This window comes from Ensifer sp. WSM1721 (assembly GCF_000513895.2).
Classification (GTDB): domain Bacteria; phylum Pseudomonadota; class Alphaproteobacteria; order Rhizobiales; family Rhizobiaceae; genus Sinorhizobium.
Map to the genome: position 1 here is coordinate 367,594 of NZ_CP165782.1, position 13,877 is coordinate 381,470.

A 13,877-nucleotide genomic window follows, 5' to 3' on the forward strand; every position below is an offset into this window, starting at 1 on the left:
GTAGAGCGGGTGCGGGCGGAAGACCGCGCACACTTTTCCTCACCCCGCTCAGGAACCTGCAAACTGGTTCCGAAAGCTCAACATTTCCTTACAGCATTCGTGTTCAGTTCGCCAACACGCGTTGCGACGGAAAGGATATTTCGACGAGCGTGCCCTCGTTCGGTGCGGAGCTAATGGCGAATTGGGCGCGGTTCGCCTCCGTCATCGCCTTCGTCAGCGGCAGGCCGAGGCCGGTGCCGTCGCCGCGCTTGCGGCCGCCGGTGGTGACCTGCCGGAACGGCTTCATCGCCTGGTCAAGCTCGTTACGGGTCATGCCGATGCCCGTGTCGCGAATCCTGAGAATAACGCTGCCGTTCCCCTCGTAAGACGTCGATACGACGATCTGGCCGCCTGACGGCGTGAAACGGATGGCGTTTGCCAGGATGTTGAGCGCGATTTGCTTGATCGAGCGGCCGTCGGCCACCACCTCGGGCACAGAGGCCGAAAGCGAGGTTCGGATGATAACGCGCTGGCTATTGGCCTGCGGCTGCACCAGTGAGACCGCCTCCGAAACAGCCTCGTTAAGGTCGACAGCGCTGAAATCGAGATCCATCTCGCCGGCCTCGATCTTCGAGATGTCGAGCAGATCGTTGACGATGTCGAGGACGTGCCGCCCCGACCGGCCGATGTCGCCGGCATATTCGATGTAGCGCGGGTGGCCGATCGGACCGAAATGCTCGCTCGCCATCATGTCGGAGAAGCCGATGATGGCGTTGAGCGGCGTGCGGATCTCGTGGCTCACCCGCGCCAGGAACTCCGTCTTGTGAGCGTTCGCCGTCTCGGCGGCACGCTTGGCGTTGCGCAATTCCTCCTCGGTCCGCTTCCATTGGGTGATGTCGCGGATGACGGCGCAATAGCCGTTCGAGGAGGAGAGCCGACCGATGGTCATGAACAGCGGGATGAAGCCGCCGGCGGCCTCGCGGCCGATCACCTCCCGCCCGTCGTTGAGCACGCTTGCGACACCGTGGCCGGAGAGGCCCTGGAGATAGTCGATCACCGCCTTCTGGCTCTCGTGCGCGAAGAGGGCGGCAAATGGCTTTCCGCGCATCTCCTCTTCGTCATAGTCAAAGAGGGCGCTTGCCGAGCGGTTCATGGTGCGGATGTCGCCATCCTGGCCAAGGACCACGACGCCGTCGGTGGCGGTTTCCAGGATTGAGCGGAGCTCATCGATCTCCGTCCGAAGGCGGGCTTCACTTTGTGCTGCGAGATCGTCGCCTTGGAGCGCCTGCTTCGCGGCAACGCCTCCGCCCGCAGCCGTGAGCGCAAGCATGAGTGCGGCCTTTCCTTCCCATCGGATCGAATGCAGATGGGCGTTGACCGGCATGGTCTCGCCATCCTCACGGATCAGCGTCATCGTTCCCTCCGGCCGTTCCGCACCGACGTCCTCCGCCTGCGCGAAAAGCGCTTCGAGCCCGCCTTGGCGCCCGAAAGCCCCGACGTCGGGATAGCCGGTCAGGCGCAGGAACTCCGTATTGGCATGAAGCAGCTCGTCGCCATGATGAACGAGGAGGGCGATGGGCAGGCTGTCGAGAATCTCGCTGCTCATGCCGACAGCCGTGCGCGCGGCGGAGCCGGTCTCGTCGCCCACTGGGGGAGTCTCGTCTTCCGTTTGCTGCGCGTCGTCTCGGACGCTCGCTGCCTCGGGCAGGTCGGGCTGATCGCTCACCGGTGTGGCGGTAGATGTGTCCTCCGGCGGCACCGTTTCCACAACGGGTGGGCTTTCGGCTTCGTCCTCCTCAGGCGCTACGGGGGGAGGGGCGCCGAAGTGCTCGCCGAGCTGCCGTGCGATCTCGCGGAAAGCCGCCTGTTCGCCGCGCGTCAGCGCCCCGGGCCCAGCCGATCGGCGCTCGTCGAGGGCGATGACTTTGTCGGGCGCTGGCCGGTCCGGCATGTCGACGATGCGCAGCGCAGGCCGTTCGCCGCGGAACGGGTCTTCAGCCACATCCGGCGGGGTCGCTGCGACGCCTCCTTCAGCCGGCGATGCCTCCGCCGCAGTCATTTCGGCGGCTCTCTCTGCGCCCGCCTCGTCGGAGCTGTCGGCTCGCGCCTCAGTCCGGTTGGCATCGGGGGCTTCAGCCGTGGGCTCTTCCCGACGGGCGGGCTCAATACCGGCGAGCGACAGGCCGGTCCCCTTTTCGTCAGGCATGGCGTCGGCGATCCTGACGATGCCGAAACCGCGGAAGCCGTCGAACTCGCGCGAGCGCGAATAGGTCGGAAGGGCCGCGAGATCGACGGGAACTTTGAGGTTCGTTCCCTCGACCGGCCAGAAGATGGTCTTGCCGGACCAGGTGTCGCGGCGGTGCAGAAGCTCGTCGATCTTGTGGTCGGGATCGAGATCGTAGCGGGCCGCAAGCTCGGCGAAGGTCACGCCGATCACGTCGGCCGCCCTCGGACCAACGGCCGACGCGAACTCCTCGGAGATTTCGCTGAAGCGGCCTTCCGCGTTGATCTTCCAGACGAAGCGGACGGCGCGCCCACCGGCCGCGAAGACGAAGTCGGATGCTTCGGCTTCTGCCGCAGGTCCTGTCGGTTCCGGTTCCGCGGCCTCTTCGCGTCCCGTCGCTTCCGCCGTTTCCTCGTTGGGCTCAGGGGCCGGTTCTCCCTGGAGCTCCGCCGTCGCGCCGAGCGGCTCATCGTCATCGACCGTCACGGCCGGCTCGGCATCGGGCGCCGCGGAATCATCCTCGGAATCATCGGCCGGTGTGGAGGTCCGGGCGGTTTCAGCCGATCCGACGGACGGCGCTGCGTCGTTTTGCCCGTCAAGCTCCGCTGCAGGCGTGGCGCCGCTTGCCTGAGGCTCGGCGGCCGCCTCCCCGATTTCGGGCTCATCGAGAATGGCCTCCACCGCGAAGAGGAGGTGAAGCGCCGGATAGTCGGAAATCTTGCCGATCGCAGCCGGCAGCCGTCCCTTCTCGGTCGCTACCGGACGCTTGATCAACCGGTCCCTGTCGCGTGCGACGGCCGAAACGAGTGCGCGGCGGGTCTCCGCCGGCAGCCCCAGGCCTTCGAAACCCGCTGAGCGGGCAATGACATCGCCATCGCCGTCAAGCACGGCCATGTGCGTATCCGGGCCGTCGAGCCCCGCGATCATCGCCTGAGCCCGCTCCTCGGTCGAAAGCGTCCTGCCGTTGCGCGGCGCGGTGAAGAGAACGGCGTCCTCGCCCGGCCGGATGCGGATCAATTCCACGGCGGCATTGAGCGGAAGCCGCCGGAAGCCGGAGGCGATCCTTATCAGCAATTGCCGGCGATCGCCGACGGCGGCGAGCTGTGATGCCGCGGCGTGCAACTGGCGAAGCGAAAGGTCGTTTGGATCCAGGGTGGTATCGATGAAATCATAGACCGAAGTCACGCCGAAGAGCCTTGCGCCCTGATCATTGGCCCACAGTACCCGCGCGAGATCCTTCGAAAACAGGACGGACGCATCGCCCTGAGCAAAATGCTCCCGCACCCGTGCGTGCACGGCAATGTCGATGAAGGGATACTGTCTTGCGGGCATGGGCAGGCCTATTGACGGGTCGCTTGCGCGTTAACACTCTATTAATATCCGCCCCTCCAGCAAGGGTCCAGCAACGGCCCCTCCTCTGTAACGCCTTTTGCGGCACAAGGTTAACGTACGTCTTGTGCGGTGCACAATTTTGTTGCAACGCACAATGATATCGGCTATAGGATAGGCATCAACCGAAACGGCGCCTCTGAAGAGGGCCACACCAAGGAGCGCATGCCATGGCTACCAAAAAGACCGAAGACGCATTTTCCTTTGAGCCGAACAAGTTTGCCGACAGCTTCCGCGAATTCGCCGAAAAGGGCGCCGCGCAGTCGAAGGAAGCCTATGCCAAGATGAAGACCGCCGCGGAAGAGGCGACGAAGACCGTCGAAGCAACGATTGAAAACGCCCAGTCCGGCACTGTCGAACTCGGTCTCAAGGCCATCGATGCACTGCGCACCAATGCCGAAAACTCGCTCTCCCACATGGAAGCGCTGCTTGGCGTGAAGTCGCTCTCCGAGCTCGTCGAACTGCAGACCGCCTTCATCCGCAAGCAGGCCGAAGTCGCGGTCGAGCAGGCGAAGACGATGCAGGAAGCAACCCGCAAGGTCGCCGAAAACGTTGCCAAGCCGGGCAAGGACGCCGCGGAAAAGGCAATGTCCAGCCTCAAGAAGGCCTGATCGGCGACCCACAATCGATCGGAATCAATGCACAGACCGGGTGGCTTGCCATCCGGTCTTTTTGCTGGATAATCTGAACTTAAGGCTTGCAAATCGGCCGAAGTGACCGTATGTGAGCCGCCAAGCGACTTAGGGTCGCGCACCGAGTGCGGTTGTAGCTCAGTTGGTTAGAGCGCAGGTTTGTGGCACCTGAGGTCGGTGGTTCGAGACCACCCAACCGTACCATTCATTTTTCCCATAACGGATTGTAATTATTTAGCTTTTCAGCTTTACCGCTGGCCCCGTATTGACGTTTTCCGATTTTTTGCACTACAAAACGCACAACAAGGCTGTTGCGCGGGGGTGCGAATTGGCGAGGAAAGCGGACGGGAAAAACGGCGCCCCAGATCCTATGCGGTATCTGAAGGACCGCGGCGGAAATTGGCATTACGTGCGCCGCGTGCCCTCCCATGTCGCCTTTCTCGACAATCGCGGCACCATACAGGCTTCCCTGAAAACCCGATCCCTCGAAGTGGCGAAGCTTCGCCGCGACGCGCATGAGCGCGCCGATGATCTCTACTGGCAAGGGCTCGCCTCCACAGATGGCGCCGGCGTCGTCGCCTCCTACGAGGCGGCGCGATCGCGTGCGCGCGTTCTCGGCTTCGAATACAAGGCCGCGGCCGATCTCGCGGCCTCGGCGCCGATCGAGGAGCTGCTGCGCCGGCTGGATGTGGCGCACAAGGGCGGCGAGCGCGAAACGGTCGCCGTGACGGGGCAAGCCGATGAGCCGAAGCTCTCGGTGACGAAAGCGATGACGTTCTACTTGGAGACCATCGCGATCGGCGAAACCAAGGGCATGAGCGAGAACCAGGTCCGCAAGCGCGAGGAAAAGAAAAAGGCGGCGGCAGCGAAGTTCGTCGAGATCGTCGGCCATGACGGGCCGCTGCTCGACGTCCCTAGGGCAGACGCGGTCAAATATCACAAGTGGTGGATGGACCGCGTGCTCGGCAAGGACGGGCGGAAGAAGACATCCGGCAACACGGCCAATCGGTCGTTCGGCAGCATGCGGAAGCTCTTTCGAGAATACGCCAACTATCTCCACCTCGAACTCAAGAATCCGTTCGACGGGCTTACCTTCCCGGATCGCAAATCGCAGAAGCGCGTGGTGCCGCCCTTCGAGACGGAGTTCATTCGGGACAAGATCCTTGCGGTCGGGGCGCACGAAGGCCTCAACCGGGAAGCACTCGCGATCATGCTGGTGCTGGTTGAGACGGGGGCACGCCCGTCGGAGATCTGCAACCTACCTCCGGAGCGCATTCACCTGAAGGCCAACGTGCCTTACATCACCGTCGACTATCAGGAAGAGCGAGTAATCAAGACGGAATCCTCGACGCGCGATATCCCGTTGATGGGCCTGGCGCTGTCGGTGATGCGGAAGTTCCCGAACGGCTTTCCGCGCTACCGCGACAAGGAAGACACGCTCTCGGCCACGCTGATGAAGCATTTGAGGGCGAAGGAACTGCTGCCGACGCCGGCGCACAAGGTTTATTCCTTCCGTCACTCCTTCGAAAAGCGCATGCTGGAAGCGGGGCTCGATTACGAGTTTCGCAAGGCAGCCCTCGGCCACAGCGTCGATCGCGAGAAGTATGGTGACGGCGGTTCTATGGCCTGGCGGCTGGAGCAACTGCAGAAGATCGAGCTGCCGTTCGATCAGTCGATTGTGCCGTGACGCGGGCTTTCGCCGCGGCGATCCGGTCTTTCTTGCCGATCGCCTTCTCCCGTTCGGCCTCAAGTCGGTCGAAGAGCAGCCAAAGCCTCTCCTCCATGTGCGGATATCGCTCGATCAACTCGGCGCACTGCGCGAGGCCGATATCGATGTTCTCGATCGTGGGGGCATAATCGCGTCTCATCCGCGCTGCACCTCCTCGCATTCGAATGCCGGTCCGCCGTTGTGGCCGATCATGCCGCGCTTCGCCTGTTCGCGGCGCTTGGCGTTTTCCCTGCGGGTGACCATCTCGACGTGATCCTTTTCCGGCCGGACGCACAGGCGGTTACGGCAGGCGTGATCGAGTTCTTTCTTGCCGGGGATGTAGCCGTGCTCGTTGGTCCACATGGCGATGTGGACGGCGACGGTCTGGCCGTCGAGCGACATGCGCGGATAGCCCTTGCCGCGACCTTTCTTGCCTGAATCAGGGCCGGTCCACTCCCAGCAGCCGGTTACCGGATCAATCCGGACGCGTGCCATGATCTTTGCGCGGATACGATCGCGACGGCTGCTCATCCCTGGCGCCTCCAGGCATCAAAGGCGCTGCGCAGGTCATGCCAGCGGGCAGCCGCGGCGGCATCGTCGTTCAGCTCGGCGCGCGAGCGAATGTTTAGGATCGAACGGACCTTGATGGCGACGCGATCGTCGGTCAGCGGGCGTGCCAGGCCGTGGCACTCCTCGAGGAACTTCTTGAAGGCGGGCTCGGCGCATTTCATCGCGCATTCGGCGGCGTAGTCTTTGTTCGGCTGCCGCTGCTGCGGACCCGGGCGGGCCATTCCGCGCGTTAGCTCGCGGTAGCGCCTCACCAGGGCGTCATAGGCAGAAAGCAGCCAACGCAGATCGTCCGGCGCGTGGCAGATCAGCTCGCAGTCGTCGAAGCCGGCGGTTTTTTCGAAGGTGGCGATGATCTCGCCTTGGCCGGCTGTCAGGCAGAAGGTGTCGGATGCCGTCACTCCCCAGTCTTTGGCGGCGAGTGCTACGCGGTTGCGGATTGCGTCAAGCCGCTTCTGTTGTGGCGATGCCTGCGGGTGGCTCATCGACCGACCTCGTCGGTGTTAGGGCGATTGGCGAGTTCGAGCAGCACGTCGCCATGGCAGGGCGCGCCAGGCCTGCACCAACAGGCGAGGTTTTTGCCGCGCAGCTCATCGACATTCTCGGCGGCGAAGCGACGGGTGCGCTCAAGCGCTTCGAGATCCGGATCGGCGCCGACGCGCAGCAGGCCGGCTAGCAGTGCCTTGTAGAGATCGACGCAATAGGCGGCGTCGCCGTGCTTACCGACGACGAAGGGATTGCCCCACGGGCCGGGGCGGCCGACGTGAACGGCTTCGAGGTCGTTAATGGACTTCGAATGCGTCTGCAGGTCGAAGCCCTTTCGGCGGGAAAGCTGGAGGCGGACCGGCTTCGTCATATGGCTTCGCCCTCGCATGCTCGGAAATCCCAATTGAAAAACTTGTGGCAGTGCGCCAATGCCTCCGGCGTGAGGTCAGGAACCGGCTCCGCCTGCGTCTTGTTGACGTGGCGGGCGAGATAGACGCCGAAACGCTCCTCAATCGCGGCCATGTCGGAGAACTGAAGTATCTCGGTGCCGAGGTCGGGCCGCAGGTACATGAACTGGCTCTTGCGGTTTTCCGGCAGGGGATGCCGAACCGTATACTGCGGCCAGAACCGGCCGTAGCCGGCGGAATCGTAAGGCGTGGTAAAAGGCACGCGGTTGTTGACGATCCACTCGCTGAAGGACATGGAGACGCTATCACGCATCGCAGCGATGTAGGCCTGGTCATGGTCACCGTCGAAGGTGCGCAGGAACTTGTAAAGGCTCCAAAGGCGCGCCACGGGGTGACGCACTACGCCAACCTTGCGCCAGCGATCGTAGCCCGCCGGCACGCCGTCGGCTTCCATGTGGCGATAGATCAGCGTCGATCGCGGATATCGGTCGGCTATCGCGCGGCGCAGCGAACCCGAGCCAGTGCGCGGCACGAGGATGATCACGGTTTCGCGTTCTGGTACGAGGATCATTGCCGCGGCCCTCCGATAACGACCGTCTGGCAGTGGCCGTTACCTCTTGCGATCGCCTCGGCCAGCGCTCGAGGAAGCGCACGCTCCATCGCCTTGCGCAGTTCTTTTCGGTTGTGCGGATCGGCGACGGAAGAAAGCACAGCTGCCTGCACAGTGACCAGCGCGCCGCACAGGGCATTCATAATTGGCGCGTCGAAGTGTTTTGCCGTTTCTTGGATTGCCGCGTCGATCGCGTCCGCAAGGATCTGCGCCTGGCGCGCCTCTTCGGCTTTCCATGCTTTGAGCGCTTCTGGAGTTGGGCTCACCGCCGCACCTCCGGAAAGCCGTTATGCTCGATGCCGTCTAGCAGTCGGCCGGCAGCTTTCTTGCCGACGTCGAAAGCGAACACTGCTTCGGGCGGGTCGGCGATGTCGTGACCGACGAGATAACGACCATCCCTTGCGACGACGGCATGCTTCCCGTTGATCGTCTTGTTGGGAGCCTGATCGAGCGGCAGCCAGTTTCCCCATTGCTTGAACAGGTGCGGCACGTCTGCGGCCGCGCACTGATCCCGGAGCGAGAGCGCCCAATGGGGATGCATCGGGCGGGCGCCAGGGCCGCTCTCGCCTCCGACGACGACCCAGTCGATCATTGATCTGACCGGGATGGTCGGATGCACTTTGGTGAACCTGCCGACCTCACGATCTATCCAGTCGGCCGGCGGCTCCATGCTCATCATGCGAGAGTCCGCTTCGGTCCAGCCTGGCTTGCAGCGGCAGTTGCCGCAGTTGGGGCAGGCGAGCGTCCAGGCGCCTCCATCCTTGTGCTCGCACGGGTCGGCGTTGTGCAGCCAAAACGGCTGCTTGCATTGCTTAAAGGTGACCTCAGCGGTGGCTGTCCAACGTCCGATATCCACCGGCCCGAGCAGCGGCTCGGCGCTGATCCAGCGGACGGCGGCCGGCGTGTCGAGCAGGATCGGGATGCGTTCGTCGGCGCGCTTCTGATCCTCGACCGAGACGCCGAGCCAGACGTTGGGGAGGGGAATGTGTGGCCAGCGGCCGGGCGACGGCACGGGGAACTCGAGCTGCACCTGCGCCGCGGCAAGACGATGCTCCAGAAGGCTGCCGGTCAGATACTCGCGCATCCGCTCCGGCCGCTTGGTCAGCACCTGGAATGTATGCTGAGGGCAAAACGCCATGACGGCAAAGACCTGGTCGATCCACTCGTCCGGCACGCCCTCGGCGAAGAGATCGCCATGGGCGCAGACGAAGATCATGCGCGGCTTCGTCCAGCGGAGCGGCTGGTAGAGCCACTCACGGTTGAAGCGCACCTCGCCGGTCCAGACCGGGCCGGCCTTGGTGTCCTTCGTCAGGTCCTTGCGGCTTTCGTGGTTCTTCAGCCGCGTGCCGGCGAGCTTCATCGCGTAGCAATTGGTACAGCCCGGCGAGACGACGGCGCAGCCAGTGATCGGGTTCCAGGTGGCGTCCGTCCATTCGATCTTCGTGCCGTCAGCCATTGAGCCGCTCCTCGATGAAGGCGGCGAAGTCGCCGACGGTTTTGCCCTGGAAGGTGCCGACCTCGATTTCCTTGCCGGTGATTTCCTCGACCTCGATCTCCATCGCGATAAGATCGACGCTGTCGGCGCCGAGCTCCTCGAAGGTGTCGTCGATGGCGCCGGGATAATTGCCGAGCACCTTCTCGACGATCTCCATTGCGTGTTTGCGCGCAAAGATGCGCTCTGGGGTAAGCTCGGCCGTATCAGCCATTTGCCTTCTCTCTGATGATCTTGACCTTGCGGATGGCGCCGGCGGGGACTCCGCGGCGGGTGGCGGCGAGCTGGCGCGCGGCTTCGGCATCGCGCGCGTCGAGATCGATCGGAGCGATCTCCGGATCTTCGAAATGGATGCGGAACGGCAGGAGCTTATGCATCGAGATGCTCCTCGGTGAAGCCGGCCTCGGCGTTGACGCATTCGACGATGAAGAGCGCGATCGCCAGCGCCTCGTCGTCGGGGCGATCGTTGTTCACGTCGACGGTGAAGACATCGCAGCCGTGGCGATCGAGTACGACGCCGATATCCTCCTCGGAGAGGCGGAGGGGCAGCTCGACGTTCTGATCAAGGAAGGCGGTGCGGATGGTGCGGTGGCTGACTGGCTTGGCCAGGTCGGCTGCCGCGTTGAAGGTGAGAATTGCGGCGCGATGAGGGGTGCCGATGCTCATGGCTACACCTCCCCGTTGCGGCCGGCTCGCTCGGGAACGGTAGCGTTCCATATCGCGGCCTGTTCCGGCTTCATTCCTTGGTAGGTTTCCGCGATCAGCCGTTCCATGTACTTCGGGTTGAGATAGTTGCAGTCCTTTAGAGCCCATGAGAACGCATTCTCGATGATGCGGTGAGTGAAATCCCGCTCACGCTGCCAAGCTGCCAGCAGCCGCTCGACGATCTGCTGGCCGGCGTCCTCGTCCTGGTCGCCATACTCGTCGTCGCGATAGTTGATGGCGGTGTAGATCAGTTCCTGATCGTCCGGCCTCCAATCAACGTTGCGCTTCGGACCTTCGAAGTTCGACCAATCGAGCGCCTGCGCGTGCAATTGGGGGGAGGCAGTGTCCACCGGCGGCTGCGCGGTTGCTGACACGGCGGCAATGACGGACGTGGCGATTGTGCCCGGCGAAAAGTCGCGGCGGTTCCAGCTTGCTGCGATCTTTTCGGCGGTGGCCTCGCACGGCATCGCGTTGTGCGTGCCGTACAGGACGCAGTCGTCGGTGTGCTCGCAACTGATGGTCCAGCCATGCTCGAAGGCAGGGAAGGCGTTGTAAGCGTGCGCCGGTGCGCAGCAGAATGGGCATGACAGCAGTCGTATCGCAGTGCTCATACCCGCGCCTCCATGGCCTTGACGTGCATCGAAATGCGCGGAAGCGAGATCTGGATTTCGCGATAGCCGTTGTCGCTGATGGCGATGACGGTGTGGACGATCTTGCGGGCGTTGGTCGCGATCTGCGCCGGCGGCTGGTTGCGCCAGCGGTCGACGCGGCGGCGGAGGTATTCGGCCATGCCGCCTTCGGAGACGCCGTAGCGCTCGGCCATTTCGGCGCGGCTGACGCCGTTCTTCCAGTCGCGATAGACGATGCTCTCGGCGGGCATGGTACCGCGCCTTTTGATCAGGTGGGACATCATTAGGTCCTTCGGGTGGGCTGGAGGAAGAGATCGAACCAAAGCTCCTGTAGGCGCTCGCGGTCCATGCCGTGCGTCGTGGCGATTTCGAGAAAGGTGCGGTCCGGGGTGGCGTAGCAGTCGAGCAGCGCCGAGCGCTCGGCGACGGTGAGATCATGGCCGCGAAGCGCGGCGATCGGCACGGCGCTGGCGCGCTCGCGGCGCGTGGCGGCATCGTGCCCGACGGGGAAGGGGACGGGCTGGGCCATCAGACGCGCGCCTGCGAAGCGAACTGCCATTCCTTGCGGAAGGCTGTGGTGCCGGCCAACGCTGCGGACATGAGCAGCGCGATCGAAAGCGCGAGAATGGCGCAGGCGAGGAAGAAGCGATCGGGGCGGCCTTCGAGCCGCGCCTTGTTGTATCCGGTGAGATGCTCGTTCATGGCCAGAGGCTCCAGAGCAGGATCAGGTGAAGGGGAAGAGTGAAGGCGAGGCCGGCGAGCGCGCCGCACGTGAACCACAGGGGCATGGGTCCGCGGCGACGCGCCCTCTTCGCCATGGCGGTTACGCCGCGTGGGCCATGGCGGTGGCGAGCTCGGTGGCCTTAGGGCCGAAAACGTCGATCTGGCGCTCGGTGAAGCCCTTCAGGAGAAGATCATCCTTGGTGCATCCGTCGCCGATCGAGCGCATCGCCTCGGCCATTCGGTTGATGGTGTTTCGGGTATTGATTCCGCCGTTCGGCTGCATCGTTCGTCTCCGGGTTAGAGGAAGAACCTCCCGGCCGTGGCGGAGACTTTTCTGTGGGTTTCCGCACGCGTCACAGGGAGGTGACGGCGGAAAAGGTTGCATAACTTGCAACTTTCGTCAACGATCAAAGTTGCAAGTTATGCAACTTCGATGTTGCAAGAAATGCTACCACTGGAGGGTTACGTTGACCAGCGGCAATGAGAAGGCGAGTGATTCTGCCCGCATCCTGGCGCGCCAGGCGGCAATGATTCTTTCTCAGATCGGTAGAAGTGTAACGAGCGCCTTAACGGCGGGTTTTCTTATCCAGCGATGTAATGAGCTGGTGAACGAACTCGTCGATGATGCTCTTGGCCTCGGCCGGCACGCTTTCGCGCGAGAAAGTCGATTCCAGGCGCGCGACGATCTCGGACGTCATGGTCCGGTGATTGCGCGCTGCGGCGTCCTCAATCCTGCTCTTGAGGTCTTCCGGTAACCGCAAACGGAAATGGGGGTCTTGTCTCGCCATGGCGGACAAATGACACAAATTATGATTGACGGATATGCCGCACGGATGCCACACCAATGCCACACCGATGCCATGAAGGCACGGTGAAGCGCTGGAGGGTAAGATGGGTGAGATAAGAAAAACGGTTCGTCTTCCGGTTGACGTGGCACAGTATCTGACCGAGCAGTCCAAGTGGAATTTCACCTCGATCAATGCGGAGGTGGTACGCTCCGTTAGGGAGAGAATGAGCGCCGAGGAAGCGGCGCGCGCCGATGCGGGAAGCGCACCGGCGTCAGGTGGTCAGAAGGAGTAATGATGGCGCATGTGGAAAGGGCCGCTCAAGATGCGGAAGAAATCGAAGGCGGCTGTCCCGCTGCGGCGGCGCGAATGACTGAGGATGATCCGATCTTAAAGGCGATCGTCGACTTTCGATCGGCGCTGGAGGATTACAATGCAAACGCCCCAAGCCAGGATAGCGGGGCGGAGATCTACGCGGAAAGGACCTACCGGCGTCCTCGTCGCGTGATCGTAAATTGGGAGACTGGCGCGCGCACCCGGAGAGGGGCCGTGGAGGCGCTGAAGCTCGCAAACGACGCCGATCGGGATGGCGACTACGTTATTATCGGCCCAATGGTGAGGGCCGCTCTTTCCTATCTCGAAAACACCATCTGAGGTTTCACGCACGCCTGTTGCCATTCGAGGCCGCGGCGTGCGTCTCTCTTTCAGCCGCCCGTGCCGGTCTTGTCGTGCTCTCTGAAGAATATCCGGAGCATTTCGATGGCGCGCTCCTTCTGCTCTTCCGTCTTGTCGCGAAAGAACTTCGCCAGCCAGTCGTCATCCGGGTGGCGGAAAAGTCCGTGGACATCCGTGCCGAAGAGTGCGGCAAGCCTCTCCAAATACTCGGCCTTCGGCAGGGTGCCGTCGAACCATCGCGACACGAGGCTCTTGTCGACGCCGATCTCGCGGACGATGTCGGCCTGGCTCAAATTGCGCTTATCCGCCCACTCCGGAAGGTAGTGGATCCGGATCGGGCTTTTGCCGCCGTGTATCTCTTCGATGTTGCTCATGTTGCAACTATAAACAATCCGTGAGGACATATCGTTAGCTCCTCGTGCAACTGGATGGCTTGAAAAAGGTTGCAACTTATGCAACTACTCTGCGCCATGGAAACGAAGCAGGCAATCACCCCCGCCATAGCTCTTTATCGTGAGCAGCGCGACCGGATGTCCCTTGCGGACTTCGGCAAGCTCTTCACGCCGCCCGTCGACAAGTCGACTGTTTCGCGCTGGGAGCGCGGGCAGATCTCGCCGAAGAGAGCGGTCATGGTCGAGAAGGTGACGGGTATTCCGCGCCAGGCTCTGCTTCCCGAAGTGTTCGGTCCTCTCCTTACGGAGGCGGCCGAGTGATGATGTTCCCTGAGCAAGGCACCGGTCTCCTCCTCCCAACTGGCGACCTTGCCACCTGGCAGGGACGCGCTCGCACCGGGCGCGTCCCTGCCTTTTCTCTTCTGTCTGCGTATGCATGCGGGCCTCCTGAACTGATGGGCTGACCCTACGCGC

The 13,877-nt window shown here is 63.0% G+C and carries 22 protein-coding genes and 1 tRNA gene; 6 read left to right on the forward strand and 17 right to left on the reverse strand.

The window, feature by feature from the left end; all coding sequences use genetic code 11:
* Positions 1 to 103: 103 nt before the first annotated feature.
* Positions 104 to 3,535 (reverse strand): PAS domain S-box protein, encoded by a 3,432-nt coding sequence (locus M728_RS01680; RefSeq protein ID WP_026618303.1) that lies wholly within the window; start codon positions 3,533 to 3,535, stop codon positions 104 to 106.
* A 227-nt stretch (positions 3,536 to 3,762) separates the two neighbouring features.
* Between M728_RS01680 and M728_RS01685 the strand changes: the two genes are divergently transcribed.
* From M728_RS01685 to M728_RS01695, 3 genes are all read left to right on the forward strand, one after another.
* Complete coding sequence (locus tag M728_RS01685; protein ID WP_026618304.1) at positions 3,763 to 4,203, forward strand: phasin; 441 nt, start codon at positions 3,763 to 3,765, stop codon at positions 4,201 to 4,203.
* A 148-nt stretch (positions 4,204 to 4,351) separates the two neighbouring features.
* Positions 4,352 to 4,428 (forward strand) — tRNA-His (locus M728_RS01690).
* A gap of 166 nt (positions 4,429 to 4,594) precedes the next feature.
* Complete coding sequence (locus tag M728_RS01695) at positions 4,595 to 5,911, forward strand: DUF6538 domain-containing protein (protein ID WP_034882774.1); 1,317 nt, start codon at positions 4,595 to 4,597, stop codon at positions 5,909 to 5,911.
* A gap of 177 nt (positions 5,912 to 6,088) precedes the next feature.
* On the opposite strand, the gene M728_RS01700 is transcribed toward M728_RS01695, so the two are convergent.
* The 15 genes from M728_RS01700 to M728_RS01770 form a co-directional block, all read right to left on the reverse strand.
* Positions 6,089 to 6,463 carry an HNH endonuclease signature motif containing protein gene (locus M728_RS01700; protein ID WP_026618306.1) on the reverse strand — a complete coding sequence of 125 codons (375 nt, stop codon included), beginning with the start codon at positions 6,461 to 6,463 and terminating at the stop codon, positions 6,089 to 6,091.
* The gene (locus M728_RS01705; protein ID WP_026618307.1) at positions 6,460 to 6,984 is read right to left on the reverse strand and encodes a hypothetical protein; all 525 of its coding nucleotides are present in this window, start codon (positions 6,982 to 6,984) and stop codon (positions 6,460 to 6,462) included. Before M728_RS01705 ends, M728_RS01700 begins: the two co-directional genes overlap by 4 nt.
* On the reverse strand, positions 6,981 to 7,355 hold the full coding sequence (locus M728_RS01710; RefSeq protein ID WP_026618308.1) for a DUF4326 domain-containing protein: 375 nt from the start codon (positions 7,353 to 7,355) through the stop codon (positions 6,981 to 6,983). The genes M728_RS01705 and M728_RS01710 overlap by 4 nt, the downstream gene beginning before the upstream one ends.
* Positions 7,352 to 7,963 carry a hypothetical protein gene (locus M728_RS01715; RefSeq protein ID WP_026618309.1) on the reverse strand — a complete coding sequence of 204 codons (612 nt, stop codon included), beginning with the start codon at positions 7,961 to 7,963 and terminating at the stop codon, positions 7,352 to 7,354. Before M728_RS01715 ends, M728_RS01710 begins: the two co-directional genes overlap by 4 nt.
* Positions 7,960 to 8,268 carry a hypothetical protein gene (locus M728_RS01720; RefSeq protein ID WP_026618310.1) on the reverse strand — a complete coding sequence of 103 codons (309 nt, stop codon included), beginning with the start codon at positions 8,266 to 8,268 and terminating at the stop codon, positions 7,960 to 7,962. The genes M728_RS01715 and M728_RS01720 overlap by 4 nt, the downstream gene beginning before the upstream one ends.
* Entirely contained in the window at positions 8,265 to 9,458 is a 1,194-nt protein-coding gene (locus M728_RS01725; protein WP_026618311.1) for a DUF5131 family protein, read from the reverse strand. The genes M728_RS01720 and M728_RS01725 overlap by 4 nt, the downstream gene beginning before the upstream one ends.
* Entirely contained in the window at positions 9,451 to 9,708 is a 258-nt protein-coding gene (locus M728_RS01730; protein WP_026618312.1) for an acyl carrier protein, read from the reverse strand. The genes M728_RS01725 and M728_RS01730 overlap by 8 nt, the downstream gene beginning before the upstream one ends.
* Positions 9,701 to 9,871, reverse strand: a complete 171-nt coding sequence (locus M728_RS01735) for a hypothetical protein (protein ID WP_198023354.1) — start codon at positions 9,869 to 9,871, stop codon at positions 9,701 to 9,703. Before M728_RS01735 ends, M728_RS01730 begins: the two co-directional genes overlap by 8 nt.
* Positions 9,864 to 10,160 (reverse strand): hypothetical protein, encoded by a 297-nt coding sequence (locus M728_RS01740; RefSeq protein WP_026618313.1) that lies wholly within the window; start codon positions 10,158 to 10,160, stop codon positions 9,864 to 9,866. Before M728_RS01740 ends, M728_RS01735 begins: the two co-directional genes overlap by 8 nt.
* A gap of 2 nt (positions 10,161 to 10,162) precedes the next feature.
* Entirely contained in the window at positions 10,163 to 10,810 is a 648-nt protein-coding gene (locus tag M728_RS01745) for a hypothetical protein (RefSeq protein WP_026618314.1), read from the reverse strand.
* Positions 10,807 to 11,079: a hypothetical protein gene (locus tag M728_RS01750; RefSeq protein WP_370906457.1), complete on the reverse strand. Its 273-nt coding sequence runs from the start codon at positions 11,077 to 11,079 to the stop codon at positions 10,807 to 10,809. The genes M728_RS01745 and M728_RS01750 overlap by 4 nt, the downstream gene beginning before the upstream one ends.
* Before the next feature lie 32 nt (positions 11,080 to 11,111).
* Positions 11,112 to 11,357, reverse strand: coding sequence for a hypothetical protein (locus M728_RS01755; RefSeq protein WP_034882782.1), 246 nt, complete (start codon positions 11,355 to 11,357; stop codon positions 11,112 to 11,114).
* On the reverse strand, positions 11,357 to 11,530 hold the full coding sequence (locus M728_RS01760) for a hypothetical protein (protein ID WP_156943289.1): 174 nt from the start codon (positions 11,528 to 11,530) through the stop codon (positions 11,357 to 11,359). The genes M728_RS01755 and M728_RS01760 overlap by 1 nt, the downstream gene beginning before the upstream one ends.
* 121 nt (positions 11,531 to 11,651) lie before the next feature.
* Positions 11,652 to 11,834, reverse strand: coding sequence for a hypothetical protein (locus M728_RS01765; RefSeq protein ID WP_026618317.1), 183 nt, complete (start codon positions 11,832 to 11,834; stop codon positions 11,652 to 11,654).
* A gap of 283 nt (positions 11,835 to 12,117) precedes the next feature.
* Positions 12,118 to 12,339: an Arc family DNA-binding protein gene (locus M728_RS01770; RefSeq protein WP_026618318.1), complete on the reverse strand. Its 222-nt coding sequence runs from the start codon at positions 12,337 to 12,339 to the stop codon at positions 12,118 to 12,120.
* A 103-nt stretch (positions 12,340 to 12,442) separates the two neighbouring features.
* Between M728_RS01770 and M728_RS01775 the strand changes: the two genes are divergently transcribed.
* Both M728_RS01775 and M728_RS01780 read left to right on the forward strand, forming a co-directional pair.
* Complete coding sequence (locus tag M728_RS01775) at positions 12,443 to 12,631, forward strand: hypothetical protein (protein WP_034882785.1); 189 nt, start codon at positions 12,443 to 12,445, stop codon at positions 12,629 to 12,631.
* Positions 12,631 to 12,990, forward strand: coding sequence for a hypothetical protein (locus tag M728_RS01780; protein ID WP_034882788.1), 360 nt, complete (start codon positions 12,631 to 12,633; stop codon positions 12,988 to 12,990). The genes M728_RS01775 and M728_RS01780 overlap by 1 nt, the downstream gene beginning before the upstream one ends.
* A 50-nt stretch (positions 12,991 to 13,040) precedes the next feature.
* Here the strand turns inward: M728_RS01780 and M728_RS01785 are convergent, their stop codons facing one another.
* Complete coding sequence (locus tag M728_RS01785) at positions 13,041 to 13,385, reverse strand: helix-turn-helix transcriptional regulator (RefSeq protein WP_026618320.1); 345 nt, start codon at positions 13,383 to 13,385, stop codon at positions 13,041 to 13,043.
* Positions 13,386 to 13,463: 78 nt separating this feature from the next.
* On the opposite strand from M728_RS01785, the gene M728_RS01790 reads away from it, so the two are divergent.
* The gene (locus M728_RS01790) at positions 13,464 to 13,724 is read left to right on the forward strand and encodes a helix-turn-helix transcriptional regulator (protein ID WP_245269644.1); all 261 of its coding nucleotides are present in this window, start codon (positions 13,464 to 13,466) and stop codon (positions 13,722 to 13,724) included.
* The last annotated feature ends 153 nt before the right edge of the window (positions 13,725 to 13,877 follow it).